Genomic DNA, 15,805 nt, shown 5'->3' on the forward strand with positions numbered 1-15,805 from the left:
AAGGTTTATCTTATTTGGCTAAATTTTGTGTAGGGTTGCTGTACTAATAAACAATCCAGAGCAATGAAAAAGGATAATAAGGATATGTCTTTCAATACGGATTTTGATGCATTCATAAACCAAAGCTGGCAGCAACATGAAGCGCAGCCACAACAAACATACAATCAATTAGAACAAGCGCTTAGCGAGGTGGAAGACACTAACCATGCTGAGCGCATCTTACCCTTGATGTTGCACACATCCATTGGTCATCTGCACGACCCAAGCCAGTTTCTCTCCAGTTTAGATAAGCTCGAAAATGGCGTAGCGACTCAGTGTCTAGCGCGTCAGAGAGCTAAAGCCGTTGCACAGTACTTCGTTGACCAAAATAAAGACCCGATTACGGATCTAGATGATGTCGATCAGCGTCGCGTGTTTGCTCAAATTGCTAACGAGCTGTCAGCAATGAATGAACTAGAGCAAGCGAGCACGTGGTTAGCAAAAGCAGCCAACGGTATAGATTCAGATCAAGCTGCCGAGCCTTTAGCGCGTTCAATTGCCATTACGGGTAACAACCTTGCCTGCCAATATGAAGAGCTTGAAACCCGCTCTGAGGTGCAAGTAGAACACATGCTAGAGGCTGCTACATTGGCGCTGGAGTATTGGAAGGTAGCGGGAGGTTGGATGCAAGAAGAGCGCGCAGAATATCGCTTAGCCATGAGTTTGCTCAAAGCAGGAAACCCACTCAAAGCCAAAGTGCACGCTGATCGCTGTGAAGCAATCTGTCGACAAAATGGAGAGGACGCTTTTGAGCTTTTCTACGCGCATGATTTGTTGATGTTGGTGCACTATCACTTAAGCCAAGCGAGTAAGCAAAAGCTGACTGCTGATGACCAGAAGTATTGTGAGAACTCACCATTGGCGTAGCTAGAATACGTGAGAATAGAAAGTAGCAAATAACGGCTTAAACCTGATAACAAAAAGGCAGTTAAGCCCATTCAATTGGGATTAACTGCCTTCTGTTTTCTACTATGCCCAAGCGACTTCAAACGCAGGTTTCAAATCAAGTGATTCTCACTTAACTAAGCATCCGAGGTGACCTAGGTATACAAGGAATTAGTTGCCTTGATTTTGGCTTTGAAGCTTCTCTTTTGCTTCTTCAACTTTTGAGAAATCCAATCCCAACTCATCCACCGCTTCTTTGATTAGCACTGGGTTTTGCATCACTTGCGCCATCAGCATTTGTAGTTTGTCTTGTGGTAGACCTAGCTGGCTGATTGTTGCCATTGCCGCAAGAGGGTTTTGGGTCAGAGTCTGAAAAATCTCGTTGATTTGTTCGTCGCTGATATTGTTCTCTTTCAACAGCGCAATAATCGGGTTCATCGCATTTCCTTTTAATCACAGAATGAAATAGAACCCGAGTTTATCATTTGGCTGGGTTTGGTTGAACTAAGAACTGCTCGCGAAAGCATTTGTTGGTTCTACCGCGCGTTTCCGGTAATTGAATAACATGCTCAAGCTGATCACCGCGGTGAAAGACTCTGCGAAGAGAATGCTTGCCCAAATACCGTTGTGGGGGAAGAACTTAGGCAGTATCAAAACACCCAACGCAACAAAAACAAACCCTCGGCTCAATGAAATGAGTGTTGCTTGCTTTGGTTTGGCAATGGCTTGGAACAAATTAGCAATCACCATGTTTAACCCCATCAAAGGCACGCCGAAGAAGTAGAAGGTGAGTGCAGTCGCGGCAAGTGGGATCAAGTCGTTGCTGTTACCTAAGTACACCGATGCAATTATGGGTGCCAATAACCAAATCCCCATTAGGAAGACGGTGCCGCTACCAATTGCCGTTTTTAACCCTAGTTTTAAGATCTCATCAATGCGCTCTGGGCGAGCTGCGCCGTGGTTAAAGCTGATGATTGGCTGACACGCTTGCGCGATGCCGACCATGACAAAGAGGGCGAACACACCGACGTTCGTAGTCAAGCCGTAGGCAATGATATGACTCTCACCAAATTGAGTCAGTAAGACATAATTAAACAAAACAATGGTCATTGCAGACGTGACTTCGATAAAGAATGTCGGTGTACCGATGCTTAAAATCTCTTTGGTTTTGCTGAATCCGATGCCTTTTAAGCTCAGTACCAAAGCGCCTTTCTTTTGCACAAAGTGAGTCAACAAAATCAGTGCGATGACCGCTTGAGCAATGGCCGTACCATACGCTGCGCCTTTCATCCCCATGTTCATCTCGATGATAAATAGGTAATCAAATGCGAGATTAGTAATGGCACCAATCGACATCGCATAGGTTGCCAATTTGGGGTTGGTGTCGTTACGCACAAAGCAAGACAGTACCCAAGCGAGGGAATAGAGAGTAAAAAACGGTAACAGTACAACAAGGTAATCATGAGCAAGCTGAGCCAAGTTGCCTGAAGCGCCCATTAAGGCAATCAATTCATCTAACCAAATGAGAGCGAGCGTCACCGTGATAGTGGATAGCAAAGTGGTAATCAACATGGATTGGCTAAACCACATCTGGCTGGACTCGGAGTTGCCTTTACCAATTTCGATCGACATTTTTGCGGCGCCACCAATGCCAACCATCATGGCGATGGCAGTAAAAATCGAAAACGGTGGAATGACTAAGGCAATAGCACCAAGTCCATCGGGACCAACGCCCAAACCGATAAATAACGCATCGCCCATGATGAACAAAGATTTGATCACCATGCCAGTGAGAGCAGGCCACAGGTACTGATAAAAGGATTTTGAAATGGGATCAGTTTTTAGATTGATAGCCATGGAATAGAAAAATACCCGAATGTGGTGGATTTATGTTCGGGTATTATCAGTACATTCAAGCGTGGCGAAAAGGGATTATCCGCCCATTATATTGCACTATCTAAACATCGGAGACGAAATTCCGCTGGTGTTTCTCCTTTTTGTTTCCGATAGAAGCGGCTGAAATAGGCAGGGTCATCAAAGCCTAATTCAAATGCTATGGTCTTGACGGTTTTCGTCGAAAACACCAGTTCTCGGTTGGCTTCTAATATGATTCGGTCATGAATCAGTTGCGTGACCGTCTTGCCTCTGTCGGCTTTCACTAACTCGTTTAGACGTTTGCTGGTGAGAGCTAAGGCATCGGAGTAGAACTGGCATTTCTTTTGTTCGCGATAATGCAGCTCAATTAATTCGGTCAACTGCACGATGCGAGCGTCTTTCTGCTCCCCTTTTTGAGATGGTGTTTTAGCAAAGCGCAATGCATAGCGTAGAAAGCTGTTGATGAGTGATTCGACAAGATCCCAATCACAATCCTCTCTTTCACATTCTTCTTTGATTAGGGTGTAAATCGATTCTAGGTAGGGAAAACTCTCTTCGCTACAATCGAGGTACGGCGGTCGATCAATCGTAGAAAATACGCTATTCACCAACTGCGTGCTGCGTGGATTGGTTTCAGCAAAGCCGGGACGGAATATCAACATGCGAATGTTTTTACCCATGAACTCGGAATGGTGAACCTGCCCTGGTGAAATGGTAAATAAGCGACCAAGGCGGTTTTGGTATTCGACGAAATCGATGCTCTGCGTTCCGCTATTATCCAAGCACCAGACAATCTCCCAGTACTCGTGGCGATGTGGATCGATGTATGGGTCTTCTTGGATGTCTGAAAATTCAAGCGCTCGACACGGTTCACCTAAAATGAGTCGCACTTGTCGAATTGGCGAAATCATATTGCTCATGAGGGCATTCAATAGCTCTTGGGGATGATGATTTCATCATTATGAATCGAATAATCAAGATTGTGCACGGAAATTTTTGTCCTCAGTAGCCAGTAAGTTCCATATAACCAGTCCCAGAATGAGAGCCATCAATACGCACCGGGCCTTCCCAATAAGGCACTGAAAGCGGCATTTTCGCGTTCGGGTTGAGTGCAGAAATTGTAAGCTCGATTTGCTGCTTAGGAATCGACACTTGCCACTGGGTTGGATAATTGCGACCTTGGATTTCTGTGTGCTTTGTTGCCTCTAACTGAATGTCTTTTTGAGAAATGGCGATGCCAGAACCATCTTGCTGCATCAGCCTTGCGCTGGCGTAACTGGCTTGACCGGTTTTGGAATCTCGCAATTGGAACACCACCAAGCTGGTGTCGTCACTCAACCTTAGGGCAAACCAGTCCCAGCCTTGTTGTGAGTCGAGTAAGAATTGCGAGCTCCACTCTCGGTCTATCCAACCTTTGCCCGACACTTGATGAGTTTTGCCGTCGATCGTGACTTCACCGGAGACATCAATAAACGGTTGGCTGTAGTAATACGAAGCCACCTGACCATCGGCACTTTTGGTGCTGTAACCTTGTTCGCCTTGCTTTTGATAAGGTGCGCTGCTGGTAAGCGTCAGCGAATAGCCAAACTGTTCCGAGTTCGCCTTCAATGTTGCAGGGAAGAGATCGGTGGTTGAAGAAGTCCACTGCCAATCATCGAGATAAACCCGAAATGGTGAAGTGTCGACGCTGGCTAGAGAGGCTTGATCGCGTGACCATTTTTCATCGGCGTAGTGTTTGTCGGTTGTGGTGACCGCGCTGTGTGCCATGAAGATTTGCTGAGTCTGCCATTCGGTTTTCTTTACGTCATCTTCGCCCTTTGGCGGTGGCGGCGGTGCAGCAGCAAAGCGAAATTGTGTCCATTGGACGCCAAGTGGGCTGCTGTCTTCATCAATTAAGTTAGCGGTTAAGTACCACCATTCATGACGAAAATTCGGGTGCGCTTGATGGTCTGCTGGGAAGGTGAGTTCAACCCCTTTTTCCACGGGTGTGAATGGGTTGCTCTCACTTTGCGTATCTCCACTGCCCAGCAATGCGCCCATATTTTGTGTGCTCATATTTTTTTGTTGGGGATCTTCACATCCAAATAGGAACAGACTACCTATGAACAGAGTAAGTTTGCTTGCTAATCGAACCATCACAACACCTCGCTTTGCAAACTGGACACGACAGGCTTACTGACCAATCGCCACAGCGGAATTAAGGTTGCAATCACTGCCACCAAGATGGTGATCGCCGCAATGCTGAGGGCATCACTCCAATTCCACAGATAATTTAGGCTCCAACCAAAAGCGCGCAAGGTGACGATGTCTGTCAGCACATAACCCACCATGGCTCCGAGGGGTAGGGCGATAACCAGAGTAAAACTGACCAAAGCGACGATCTGTCCGACCACCATGGTCATTAATTTGCGACGGCTGACGCCAAGTGCATACAGCCTTGCGATGGCGGCTTTGCGCGCGTCGAGCAACATGAAACAAGCACTGAACAAACCAATCACCGCGACCATCAACGTCACGCCGTTGAGTGCGCGTGTAATGGCGAAGGTCTGCGAGAAAATATCCAACGCGATGGATTTGATTTGCGTCTGATCGTAGAGCTGACTTGGATGCAGATTCAGCTGCTCGCGCAGTTGGTCGTAGACGATTTGTGGGTCACCCGAGACTTTAATGCCAAGGCTTGTTGGCAGGTCGGTAAAGCCACTCTCTTGCCATAATTTGGGTGCCAATAACACTTCACCATTGGGTGAACCGTAATCGTGAAATATCGCCCCCACAAGCAGGTTCTTATTTGGAACAGCATCAAGTGTGAGCTCGCTACCCAGTGATAAACCCAGTTTGACCGCGGTTGGTTCACTGATGGCGACTAATTCACCTTGGTAAAAACGTGACCAGAAGTTCTCCAAATGCGATTTGAACACCATGGTTTGCTCTAAGGTGTCTTTGTCTTTGGTGCCAAGCAAAATCGGTAAGCCTTTCAGGTTATCGTCGACGTAGTATTGCTTGTAGACGGTCTCAACCTTGTCGAACTGTCCTAATGCGCGCTCTACATATGCGATTTCCCCTTGGGCAGGGCTGACGTAAATATCGGCGTGCAACCTTTGTTCTAACCACTGTTTTAGGGTGGATTCAAAGCTGCCCACTAAGGTGTTCATCCCCATATTGGCTGTAACAGCGAGTAGCAGTGCCATCATGGCGAGAGAAAGCGGAGAAATCAGCTCGCGCAGCTCAGCAAACAGATACTGCATCAAACCGGAAGTGGTGCGCTTTTCACACCAATTGGCTAAGACGCTGAGTGTTTTGGGTAGATACAAAGGAATCGACACCACAAGCACGCCGAGCCACGCCATGGTAAAGCGATGATGCTCACTCAGCCATAACCCTGCAAGTGCGAGAGCCGTCAACGCAGCACCTATCAAGAACAATTGGTTTTCGTTAGAGGCTTCAGGTGCTTGATAAAATCCGCCATGAGAAGAAAGCGGCTGGCGCACTCGCTGTTTAAAATGCTGCCAACATGCCAATAGGGTGGCGGCTAATGTGAGCAGCAGGGCTTGCGCCCACCATTGCCATTGCCAAGTGCCGGGCAGCAGTGTCGCACCATAAAGTTGTTCTAGAGTTAGTGCTACGGTCGGATGCAACCAATGGCTGAGCTGCATGCCCATTACAAAACCGAGGGAAGCACCGATGGTAACGAGAAGAGAGAGTTCAACTAACAGCGCAGAGAACACAATGCTCGGCGCAACACCTGCCTGTTGGATTTGTACTAACAGACGATTGCGTTTCAGCAAACTGTATTTTACGCCGTTGTAGGCAATGAACAGCCCGACTAAAAAGGCAAGTAAGCTCATTGCTGTGAGATTGAGGTGAAAGCTGTCGGTCAGCGAGCCAAGGTCTGTGCTTTGATTGTTGGAAATCCATTGCCCTTGATCGCCAATCAGCTTCTGCCAATTTGCTTGCGTGTCTTTATTCCCTTTATCACCCGAGTGGAAAACCGCAATGTAACTGAGCTGTCCTTGTTTATTGAGCAGTTGCTGGGCAAAGCCAATGTCCATCAACATTCGGCTACCTAACTGCCATTCGTCGGGTAGCACCACCACTTGGGTTGGAATGTCGTCCAGAGTTAGGGTTTCTACCTCTCCTAAGTTTTGATGTTGAGATTGACTCATCATCACGATTGGCTTGCCGGCTAAAAGCTCAGGCAAAGGTAAAGCACTGTCGAACAAAGAGACGTTCTGTTGGTTTTCTGATGACTTTCCGTTTGCAGAATAGCGAGAACGCGAAGAGATGGCGGCAATCAACTCGCTACCTTGCACTGACCAGCGACGCCCTTGTTCGTCTCTCACTCGCCCTTCGATTACAGGTAGTGCTGCACTGAGCCCGTTTTGTCTAAGGGTGAAGTAGAGTGATTCAGGCAGATAGTTTTGCCCTGCTGGTGGAATAATTAAGTTCTGAGCTTGTGCGCTAAGCTGCTCGGTAGACTCTGCATAACTGCGCTTGGCATTGAGGTTGATGGCTTGTACCGCAACAAACAAGGTCACTGCCAGCACGATACCGATGAGAATTGCGGCGGCTTGCAGTGGTGCCTGCCGATAGTGCGCCGCAAACAGATTCAGGGCGAGTCGAGTATGCGTGAATCTGGTGTTTTGGAGCTTAGCTTGCTTCATGGTGAAGCTCATGTTTGTTTACTTGATGACTGTTCTGTAGCTGATTATTATCCAATCGCAGCCGTGTTTTCATAAACTCAGCGCAGTCAGGACTGTGGGTGACTAACAGCACTGCCGTATTGCCTTGGGTGGTGATTTCACTCAGTAGTTTCATCACTTCCAAACCAGCTTTTTGGTCGAGGTTACCTGTGGGTTCATCAGCAAGCAGCAGTTTAGGTTTGTGGGCTAATGCGCGCGCAATCGCAACTCGTTGTTGTTGACCACCGGAAAGGGCAGAAACATGTCTATCGAGCAGTTGGCTGATGCCCAGAGTCTCGACCAAGTAATCGCACCAGTCGTTCCATTTCTGTTGATTCAAATGCAGAGGGAAGGCGATGTTTTGCTGCACGTTGAGCGGCGTTAACAGATTGAATTGCTGGAAGATAACACCGAGCTTTTGGTGTCGAAATCGGCTCCATTGTGGGTCTTTCCAAGCCGTCGTGTTATCGCCATCTAACCACAACTCACCTTCGGAAAGCGGCTCAAAGCCAGCGATGATATTGAGTAGGGTACTTTTGCCGCTACCACTGGCGCCCGTCAGCGCAACACTCGCTCCTGTGTTCAACGTAAAGTCGACGCCTTCCAACACGCGATGTGTCTCTTTACCATCGACAAAACTTTTACTCGCATGTTTAAGTGTGACAAGTGGGCTTTCCATTTCCTCTCCTTGTGTTCAAAGGTGTCGTTTCTTTTGGCAATGGTTATTACAGTAAGTTCTATAGAAACTTTAGACAACAATAAGATAAAAACAGCGATTTACATCGATTTCTTAATAACTTGTACTGAAAAGAAGAGGGGTTAGATTAAACGAGGAGGGGATATGGCAGGCATTAAAAAAGCCCGAGTCAGACTCGAGCTTTCAAAGAAATTCAGCGTGGTCAGCTTACACGTAGTACGCTTCAACTTCGCCTTTAAGTTTGATAAGCATTGGGTTACCGAAACGGTCTTTTGCTTTAGGAGAAGCAATTTTTACCCAACCTTCGCTGATGCAGTATTCTTCTACGTCAGTACGCTCTTTGCCGTTAAAACGGATACCGATTTGGTGATCGAAACATTCTTTGATGAAGAATGGGCTACGTGGGTTACCCGCTAGGCGATCTGGTAGAGCTGGTTTAGCTGTATCTGTCATTTTGTGTGACCTTGAAGTCCGTAAAAAAAGTGCGCCATTGTAGTCAGTGCAAGGCGAGTGTTCAAGAAATGTTGATGTGAGTTTGAAGCGTATAACACTCACAGTCATGCTATCGTCTTTTTTGGCATGAATACGCTCTCGATTTCAATTTGATAGCATTAAAGAAAGGTTGCATTATAAACAGATATACCCAAGTGACTTCAAGATGCAGGATTCAGAACGAGTCACTGACTCAAGTTCAAGGAAAACGAAGCAGCGTAATAGACAGCTATTTCCAAGTCGTTTGACGAAGAAATTGTTTCCGTGACTCGTTCCCGAAGGGCGAATTGCCTTGGCTTCCATACTTTGTTAACGATTTTTGATTTAGAACCACTAGATCTTCAAATCGTTGCCGCGTCTGCAAACCAAGTCACTTTCGCTGAACCACGCATCTCGAGGTTACTTGGGTATACGAGTACCTATCATTACATCTATAGCTTGTTACCGGTGATCAACTTTTATGAAATTAAACGCATCATTAAGGCGCAAAGAGATTTTGCGGTTCATCCAGAACGCCCAGCGAGGTGAAGTGAGTGACTTTGCCAAGCAATATGATGTGTCAGAAGTGACCATTCGAAATGACCTCAACTATCTAGAGAAACAAGGCTGCGTCAAACGTTGTTATGGCGGAGCACTGTTGAATAATCAGTTTGCGTTTGAACGTCCTCTCAATGATAAAAAGCAGCTCAACAGTAATATCAAGGCGAAGCTCGGAGAGTATGCTGCCTCGTTGATTGCGGACGGCGATAAAATCATTCTCGACTCTGGTTCAACCACAGAGCAAATTGCTTATCATTTGAAAGGTAAGAATGATCTTGTCGTCATGACTAATGGCATTAACATCGCCTATCACCTTGCCAATCAAAGTAATGTCTCTGTTATGGTCACTGGAGGCACCATGCGTGAGAATTCTTATTCCGTCCACGGTTTGAGTGGTGAGGACTTCCTCGCAGGCTATCGCTTTAACAAGCTCTTTTTAGGTGTGGATGGCTTTGACAAATCTACTGGCGTCACGACTCCTCATCAGGGTGAGGCTGACATTAATCGAAGAATGCTTGACGCGGCACAAGTCGTTATTGCCGTAACTGACTCATCAAAGTTTTCTCGTCAGAGTTTTTGCCTTATTGCCCGACCAGAGCAACTTGATATGCTCATTACTGACAGTGGCATCCCGTCCGATTACCTTGAACATCTCACTTCAATGGGCGTTGATGTACGTATTGTTGATTAGTGATTAGTGATTAGTGATATTGGTTTTTCTATCAATATCGTGAAGATTATTTCTGATCGACTTAAACCTTTGTGCAACTTCAGCATCAAAAAAACGCCTTCTAACGACTTCATCGACCTTCAAAAAAATAACCGATATTGCATTTTGTGATCTCGCGCAGGCTGTAGTTCGAAACGACAGCTGTTAACTCTATTTCATCCTGCCTTTCACTTTCCTTGTATCGAAAGTGAGTTTTTATGCGCCCCTTTGTGATTACTTTCAATTTAATAACGAAAGAAAAGCCTTTCGTTTTTCATGAAGTGAAAGGTTTTTTGGGGTGAAAACGAAAGAAAAATGACTGTGATCTAGCTTTCACTTTTCCTAACTTCGCCCTGTTTTAATACCAACGAAAAGAAAATCGAAACATTTCTAACGGAAAGCGAAATGGAACGAAAGGAGAGTTGGTGAATGAACAGTGCAGAACGAAGACAGCAAATCATGGCTCATATTTGTCGTCATGGTTCAGGAAAAGTGGACGACTTTGTCGAGCATTACAATGTATCGGCTGTCACCATTCGCCACGACCTCAATCTTCTAGAAAAAGAAGGCTGTGTTTTTCGCTGTTATGGTGGCGCAACACTCAACCCTAACTTTGCCTTTGACCAACCGCTCTACCGCAAAGATCAACTTAATCGCAGTGCGAAACAAGCGATAGCACAGGCTGCTGCGAGCCTTATTCAAGATGGCGAAGCGATCATTTTGGATTCCGGTACCACGATAGGTCTTATGCCGCAGTACTTGGTCAATAAACAGCAATTGGTTGTGATGACCAACGCCCTCAATACCGCCTACCAACTTAGCAAGATGGAAAACGTCGAGTTACATGTGGTTGGAGGTAGCCTGCGTCGCGCTTCTTGTTCACTGATAGGTAACCATGGTGAACAGCAAATTCGATCTTACCTTTTTGACAAGCTGTTTTTGGGCGTGGATGGATTCGACCTGCTTGCTGGCGTGACTACGCCGGACAATCAAGAAGCTCAGGTGAATCGCGCCATGTGTGAGGTTGCTCGCCAAGTCATTGCTGTCACCGATTCAAGCAAATTTGGGCGCAAAAGCTTTTGCATGATCCGAGCTGCAAGCCAGATCGACGTCTTGGTCACAGATCGCAACATTCCCCATAACACGCACCAATCCCTTATTGAACTTGGCGTAGATGTCGTCATTGCGGATCAAATCGTTAACTAGGAATCAAAATGAAAGCGTTACTTTCTCTAATCGAGCAACACAAACAAGGTCAGCTTACCGGTATTTATGCTGTGTGTTCTGCTCATCCCTTAGTACTTGAAGCTGCGATAAAGCAGGCTGCGCAAAATGAGCAACTGGTTTTGATTGAGGCAACGTCAAATCAAGTTAATCAGTTTGGTGGCTACACCGGAATGACACCACAAGATTTCGCGAGCCACGTATTTGATTTGGCTGAGCGGGTTAATTTTCCCGCTGAGAACGTGGTATTGGGTGGCGATCATCTTGGTCCTAACTGTTGGCAGCACTTACCAGCAAGCCAAGCAATGGAATATTCAGCGCAAATGATTCGAGACTATGTTTGCGCGGGCTTTAAGAAGATTCATCTCGATTGTTCAATGCCTTGTGCCGATGACGAGGTACCGCTGAGTGAAGAGCTAATGGCGCAGCGTGCTGCCCAGTTATGTTTGGTGGCAGAGCAAGCATGGAAAACGGTCGGTGGTGAAGCGCCAGTGTATGTGGTTGGCACGGAAGTTCCAACGCCAGGTGGTGCTCTTGATTCGCTTGAAGAAGAAGGTATTCAAGTGACGAAAGCGGAAGAAGCATTGGCAACGCTAAATGCTCATCATCAAACGTTCAGTGATATCGGGCTTAGCTATGTTTGGCCTCGTGTGATTGGCTTAGTGGTGCAACCAGGAGTGGAATTTGATCACCACTCAGTACATCACTACCACAGTGCGGCAGCGCGATCGTTAAGCAATATGATCGACAGCCAACCAAATCTGGTCTTCGAAGCGCATTCTACGGATTACCAAAACCCAGAGGCATATCACCAACTGATTCGCGATCATTTTGCGATTCTCAAAGTCGGTCCAGCTCTCACATTTGCTTTGCGTGAAGCCTTGTATGGTCTGGACTCTGCGGAGAAAGAGTGGTTAGGCGCTCATCATGCTTCTCACTTACGCGAAACCATAGAACAAGTGATGAGAGAGCAACCTAATTATTGGCGTTCTCACTACTCCAGCAAAGGGCATCAACAATATCTCGATTGCAGCTACAGCTTGAGTGATCGCATCCGTTACTACTGGAATCATCCAGAGGTTAAAGCGGCGCAGCAAGCTCTGTTTGACAACTTAGCTGCTCACCCTCTGCCAATCACAATCCTTAGCCAATATTTACCCAACCAAGCTAAGGCAATTTCTCAACATCAAATTCAAAATCAACCTGCTGAGATTGTCGTGCACAAGATTATGGAAGTGACACAAGTCTATTCCGAAGCCTGTTACGCCAATTCAGTGGCTAGCAAGGAGACGACCAAATGAGTTCAGTTTTAGGCTATGAGTTGCCATGGTTAGAACAACGTAATGGTGTTCATACGGCTCAAGAAATCAGTCATCAACCTCAGTTATGGCGAGCACTTTCAACCATTTTAGAAGAGCAGTATGAGGCAATCCGCGATTTTCTAACGCCTCTGCTTGAGCAGCCAGACCTACGCATTATTTTGACTGGTGCGGGCACATCCGCATTTGTCGGCGATGCGGCAGCACCATTTATTCAAGAGGGGCTGAGATTTCAAGTTGAGTCCATCCCAACCACGGATTTAGTGTCAAACCCGGAACAGTATCTGGACCCAAGTCGTCCGACGTTCGTCGTTTCTTACGCCCGCTCTGGTAATAGCCCGGAAAGTGTTGCTGCTGTTGCTCTTGTCGATCAGCTTGTTCCTCATTGTCATCACTTGTTCTTGACGTGTAACCGTGACGGGGAACTCTCTCATTACGCTCGAACTGCACAAAATGCTTGCTGCGTGATCATGCCTGAAGGCTCAAATGATAAGAGCTTTGCGATGACATCAAGCTTCAGTTGTATGTTGATGTCTACGCTGACGTTATTTGGTGGTCAATCTCCAAAGCAATGGCATGAACAAATTGAAGTGGTAGCAGCACTTTGCGAAGCCAAGTTAGAGCAATGGGAGTCTGCTATTAAGGCGCTCGCCAGCCAGCCTTATGAGCGTTTAATCGTAATTGGTAGTGGTGGTTTTGCAGGGCTTGCCCGTGAAGCATCACTCAAATCGCTTGAGCTAAGTGCAGGTAAAGTGATGACGGCTTTCGACTCATCTCTTGGCTTCCGCCACGGCCCTAAATTCACCATTAACGATAAAGCGGTCGTGATCCAGTTGCTATCAAGTGACGCTTATACCCGTGGGTACGATCTGGATTTATTCAATGAGATCCGTCGCGACAAACAAGCATTAGCTCATATTGCTCTCACAGAACTGTCTCTCAACGAAGACGATGTTTTTGAATTTGGGAGATTGGACTTGGGCGATCAGTGGCTGTGCTTCCCATTCATTCTCTTCTGCCAAATGTTGGCATTTGAAAAATCACTTCAACTGGGATTTGGACCGGACAATCCGTGCCCAACCGGTGAAGTCAATCGTGTGGTGCAAGGTGTCACCATCTACCCATTCAACAAGTAACGGATTCGAAAAGGAATAGACCATGCCAAATATCGTGTTAAGTCGTATTGATGAGCGCCTCGTCCATGGGCAAGTGGGTGTGCAATGGGTAGGTTTTGCGGATGCCAACATTATTGTCGTTGTGAACGATGAGGTAGCAGAAGACACCATTCAACAGAACTTAATGGAGATGGTGCTAGCAGATGGCATCGCAATCCGATTTTGGACGGTGAAAAAGACCATCGACACCATCCATAAAGCGGCTGAACGCCAACGAATTCTAATGGTTTGTCGCACACCAAAAGATTTCCGCCAATTGGTGGAAGGTGGTGTGCCAATTAGCAATATCAACGTCGGAAACATGCACTACGTTGAGGGGAAAAAGCAAATTGCCAAGACGGTTTCAGTCGGAACTGAAGACGTTGCGGAGTTTGAAAAATTAAAAGCACTAGGGGTGAAATGCACGATCCAAGGGGTGCCAACTGAAAGTGCGACTGACCTCTTTACTCTTATCTAACAATAGGAAAGAAATCATGGAAATAGGACTCTTACAGGCCTTGATGCTCGGCATCTTAGCCTTTTTTGCTGGCCTAGATTTATTTAATGGTCTTACTCACTTCCACCGTCCGGTGGTGCTTGGTCCACTTGTTGGTCTGATTTTAGGCGACTTGCAAACCGGTATCTTGGTCGGCGGTACGCTTGAATTGATTTGGATGGGACTTGCCCCTCTTGCGGGGGCTCAACCACCAAACGTTATCATCGGCACCATCGTGGGTACGGCTTTTGCGATTACAACCAAAGTCGAGCCAAATGTTGCGGTTGGTGTCGCTGTGCCTTTCGCCGTTGCCGTACAGATGGGCATTACGCTGCTCTTTTCTGCAATGTCTGCGGTCATGTCTAAGTGTGACGAGTACGCACAAAATGCGGATACCAATGGTATTGAACGCGTGAACTATATGGCACTTGCTGTACTCGGTTCTTTCTACTTTCTGTGTGCATTCTTACCCGTTTATCTTGGGGCTGAACATGCAGGGAAAATCGTTGAAGTACTGCCGAAAGATCTCATTGATGGCTTAGGCGTCGCTGGTGGCATCATGCCTGCAATAGGCTTTGCTGTCTTGATGAAAATCATGATGAAGAACGCCTACATTCCTTACTTCATCCTTGGCTTCGTCGCTGCAGCTTGGCTTCAACTGCCAATCTTAGCGATTGCCGCGGCTGCGACGGCCATGGCCATTATCGACTTCATGCGTAAAACGGAACCCACTCCTGTAACTGCACCTGCTGAGGACTTTGAAGATGGAATCTAATGTAAGTAACGAACTCGACCTTCGTAACCAAAATGTTGATGTGCAGCCAGTTCCTGGCGTGGCTGAAGATGAGTATGAAAATAAAGAGATTGGTGCAGATCTAACCAAAGCAGACATCAATCGTATGGCGTGGCGCTCGCTGTTACTCCAAGCGTCTTTCAACTACGAACGTATGCAGGCTTCTGGTTGGTTGTACGGACTACTGCCTGCGCTGAAGAAGATTCACACCAATAAAGCTGACCTATCTAAAGCAATGCAAGGTCATATGGGGTTCTTCAATACTCACCCGTTCTTGGTGACATTTGTCATGGGGATCGTTCTGGCGATGGAACGCTCCAAGCAAAACGTCAGCAGTATTCAGAGCACTAAGATCGCGGTTGGTGCACCAATGGGTGGCATTGGTGATGCGATGTTCTGGCTGACTCTTCTTCCTATTTGCGGCGGTATCGGTGCAGACCTTGCGCTGCAAGGCTCCATCATGGGTGCGGTGTTCTTTATTGTGCTGTTTAACGTGGTGCATTTTGGTCTGCGATTTGGTCTCGCACATTATGCGTATCGCATGGGGGTTGCTGCTATCCCTGTTATCAAAGCCAACACGAAGAAAGTCGGACACGCGGCTTCGATGGTAGGTATGACGGTGATAGGTGCTTTGGTGGCGACTTATGTTCGTCTATCGACGACCGCAGAAATTACCGCCGGTGATGCCGTGGTGAAACTGCAAGGCGATGTGATCGATAAACTCATGCCAGCGTTTCTTCCATTGGTCTACACCCTAGCTATGTACGCGCTCGTCAAGCGTGGTTGGAGCCCGCTAAAACTTATCGGTATCACCGTGGTGTTAGGCGTTGTTGGGCGTTTTATGGGTTTCTTATAAATCACATTGGACACACAAAACATTGGGGTGGAGTGCTCTGCCCCATT

At 46.9% G+C, this 15,805-nt stretch carries 15 protein-coding genes; 8 read left to right on the forward strand and 7 right to left on the reverse strand.

The annotated features are described in order from the left end of the window. The first annotated feature begins 84 nt into the window (after positions 1-84). Positions 85-906, forward strand: coding sequence for a hypothetical protein (locus QMY49_RS19595; protein ID WP_069217826.1), 822 nt, complete (start codon positions 85-87; stop codon positions 904-906). A gap of 189 nt (positions 907-1,095) precedes the next feature. Here the strand turns inward: QMY49_RS19595 and QMY49_RS19600 are convergent, their stop codons facing one another. The 7 genes from QMY49_RS19600 to QMY49_RS19630 form a co-directional block, all read right to left on the reverse strand. After that, positions 1,096-1,362, reverse strand: coding sequence for a DUF2999 family protein (locus tag QMY49_RS19600; protein WP_005448923.1), 267 nt, complete (start codon positions 1,360-1,362; stop codon positions 1,096-1,098). Between the two features lie 66 nt (positions 1,363-1,428). Continuing rightward, positions 1,429-2,781: an MATE family efflux transporter gene (locus QMY49_RS19605; RefSeq protein WP_017189759.1), complete on the reverse strand. Its 1,353-nt coding sequence runs from the start codon at positions 2,779-2,781 to the stop codon at positions 1,429-1,431. Positions 2,782-2,867: 86 nt separating this feature from the next. Continuing rightward, positions 2,868-3,719 (reverse strand): helix-turn-helix domain-containing protein, encoded by an 852-nt coding sequence (locus QMY49_RS19610; protein WP_283316252.1) that lies wholly within the window; start codon positions 3,717-3,719, stop codon positions 2,868-2,870. An 82-nt stretch (positions 3,720-3,801) separates the two neighbouring features. Beyond that, the gene (locus tag QMY49_RS19615; RefSeq protein ID WP_283316253.1) at positions 3,802-4,935 is read right to left on the reverse strand and encodes a lipocalin-like domain-containing protein; all 1,134 of its coding nucleotides are present in this window, start codon (positions 4,933-4,935) and stop codon (positions 3,802-3,804) included. After that, positions 4,935-7,460, reverse strand: a complete 2,526-nt coding sequence (locus tag QMY49_RS19620) for an ABC transporter permease (RefSeq protein ID WP_283316255.1) — start codon at positions 7,458-7,460, stop codon at positions 4,935-4,937. The genes QMY49_RS19615 and QMY49_RS19620 overlap by 1 nt, the downstream gene beginning before the upstream one ends. Further along, the gene (locus QMY49_RS19625; protein WP_005448934.1) at positions 7,447-8,157 is read right to left on the reverse strand and encodes an ABC transporter ATP-binding protein; all 711 of its coding nucleotides are present in this window, start codon (positions 8,155-8,157) and stop codon (positions 7,447-7,449) included. The genes QMY49_RS19620 and QMY49_RS19625 overlap by 14 nt, the downstream gene beginning before the upstream one ends. 225 nt (positions 8,158-8,382) lie before the next feature. Continuing rightward, positions 8,383-8,628 carry a DUF3297 family protein gene (locus QMY49_RS19630; protein ID WP_005448935.1) on the reverse strand — a complete coding sequence of 82 codons (246 nt, stop codon included), beginning with the start codon at positions 8,626-8,628 and terminating at the stop codon, positions 8,383-8,385. Between the two features lie 499 nt (positions 8,629-9,127). Here QMY49_RS19630 and agaR (QMY49_RS19635) point away from each other — a divergent pair, with 499 nt between their 5' ends. From agaR (QMY49_RS19635) to agaE, 7 genes are all read left to right on the forward strand, one after another. Then, positions 9,128-9,898 carry a transcriptional repressor AgaR gene (gene agaR / locus QMY49_RS19635; protein ID WP_009696595.1) on the forward strand — a complete coding sequence of 257 codons (771 nt, stop codon included), beginning with the start codon at positions 9,128-9,130 and terminating at the stop codon, positions 9,896-9,898. 447 nt (positions 9,899-10,345) lie between these two features. After that, entirely contained in the window at positions 10,346-11,122 is a 777-nt protein-coding gene (gene agaR, locus QMY49_RS19640) for a transcriptional repressor AgaR (RefSeq protein WP_005448941.1), read from the forward strand. An 8-nt stretch (positions 11,123-11,130) separates the two neighbouring features. Continuing rightward, the gene (locus tag QMY49_RS19645) at positions 11,131-12,441 is read left to right on the forward strand and encodes a D-tagatose-bisphosphate aldolase, class II, non-catalytic subunit (RefSeq protein ID WP_050921774.1); all 1,311 of its coding nucleotides are present in this window, start codon (positions 11,131-11,133) and stop codon (positions 12,439-12,441) included. Then, on the forward strand, positions 12,438-13,595 hold the full coding sequence (locus QMY49_RS19650; protein ID WP_283316261.1) for an SIS domain-containing protein: 1,158 nt from the start codon (positions 12,438-12,440) through the stop codon (positions 13,593-13,595). The genes QMY49_RS19645 and QMY49_RS19650 overlap by 4 nt, the downstream gene beginning before the upstream one ends. A 22-nt stretch (positions 13,596-13,617) precedes the next feature. Continuing rightward, positions 13,618-14,091 (forward strand): PTS N-acetylgalactosamine transporter subunit IIB, encoded by a 474-nt coding sequence (gene agaV, locus QMY49_RS19655; protein ID WP_005448946.1) that lies wholly within the window; start codon positions 13,618-13,620, stop codon positions 14,089-14,091. Between the two features lie 16 nt (positions 14,092-14,107). Further along, on the forward strand, positions 14,108-14,884 hold the full coding sequence (gene agaW, locus QMY49_RS19660; protein ID WP_005448948.1) for a PTS N-acetylgalactosamine transporter subunit IIC: 777 nt from the start codon (positions 14,108-14,110) through the stop codon (positions 14,882-14,884). Then, the gene (gene agaE, locus QMY49_RS19665; protein WP_283316264.1) at positions 14,874-15,758 is read left to right on the forward strand and encodes a PTS N-acetylgalactosamine transporter subunit IID; all 885 of its coding nucleotides are present in this window, start codon (positions 14,874-14,876) and stop codon (positions 15,756-15,758) included. Before agaW ends, agaE begins: the two co-directional genes overlap by 11 nt. The last annotated feature ends 47 nt before the right edge of the window (positions 15,759-15,805 follow it).

Source organism: Vibrio harveyi (assembly GCF_030060435.1).
Classification (GTDB): domain Bacteria; phylum Pseudomonadota; class Gammaproteobacteria; order Enterobacterales; family Vibrionaceae; genus Vibrio; species Vibrio harveyi.

Bases quoted from the DNA above. Each gene is read 5' to 3' on its own strand.
- agaW (WP_005448948.1), top strand. From the start codon at position 14,108: ATGGAAATAGGACTCTTACAGGCCTTGATGCTCGGCATCTTAGCCTTT.
- QMY49_RS19645 (WP_050921774.1), top strand. From the start codon at position 11,131: ATGAAAGCGTTACTTTCTCTAATCGAGCAACACAAACAAGGTCAGCTT.
- QMY49_RS19630 (WP_005448935.1), bottom strand. From the start codon at position 8,628: ATGACAGATACAGCTAAACCAGCTCTACCAGATCGCCTAGCGGGTAAC.
- QMY49_RS19650 (WP_283316261.1), top strand. From the start codon at position 12,438: ATGAGTTCAGTTTTAGGCTATGAGTTGCCATGGTTAGAACAACGTAAT.
- agaR (WP_009696595.1), top strand. From the start codon at position 9,128: ATGAAATTAAACGCATCATTAAGGCGCAAAGAGATTTTGCGGTTCATC.
- agaV (WP_005448946.1), top strand. From the start codon at position 13,618: ATGCCAAATATCGTGTTAAGTCGTATTGATGAGCGCCTCGTCCATGGG.
- QMY49_RS19610 (WP_283316252.1), bottom strand. From the start codon at position 3,719: ATGAGCAATATGATTTCGCCAATTCGACAAGTGCGACTCATTTTAGGT.
- agaE (WP_283316264.1), top strand. From the start codon at position 14,874: ATGGAATCTAATGTAAGTAACGAACTCGACCTTCGTAACCAAAATGTT.
- QMY49_RS19615 (WP_283316253.1), bottom strand. From the start codon at position 4,935: ATGGTTCGATTAGCAAGCAAACTTACTCTGTTCATAGGTAGTCTGTTC.
- QMY49_RS19600 (WP_005448923.1), bottom strand. From the start codon at position 1,362: ATGAACCCGATTATTGCGCTGTTGAAAGAGAACAATATCAGCGACGAA.
- QMY49_RS19605 (WP_017189759.1), bottom strand. From the start codon at position 2,781: ATGGCTATCAATCTAAAAACTGATCCCATTTCAAAATCCTTTTATCAG.
- QMY49_RS19620 (WP_283316255.1), bottom strand. From the start codon at position 7,460: ATGAAGCAAGCTAAGCTCCAAAACACCAGATTCACGCATACTCGACTC.
- QMY49_RS19625 (WP_005448934.1), bottom strand. From the start codon at position 8,157: ATGGAAAGCCCACTTGTCACACTTAAACATGCGAGTAAAAGTTTTGTC.
- QMY49_RS19595 (WP_069217826.1), top strand. From the start codon at position 85: ATGTCTTTCAATACGGATTTTGATGCATTCATAAACCAAAGCTGGCAG.
- agaR (WP_005448941.1), top strand. From the start codon at position 10,346: ATGAACAGTGCAGAACGAAGACAGCAAATCATGGCTCATATTTGTCGT.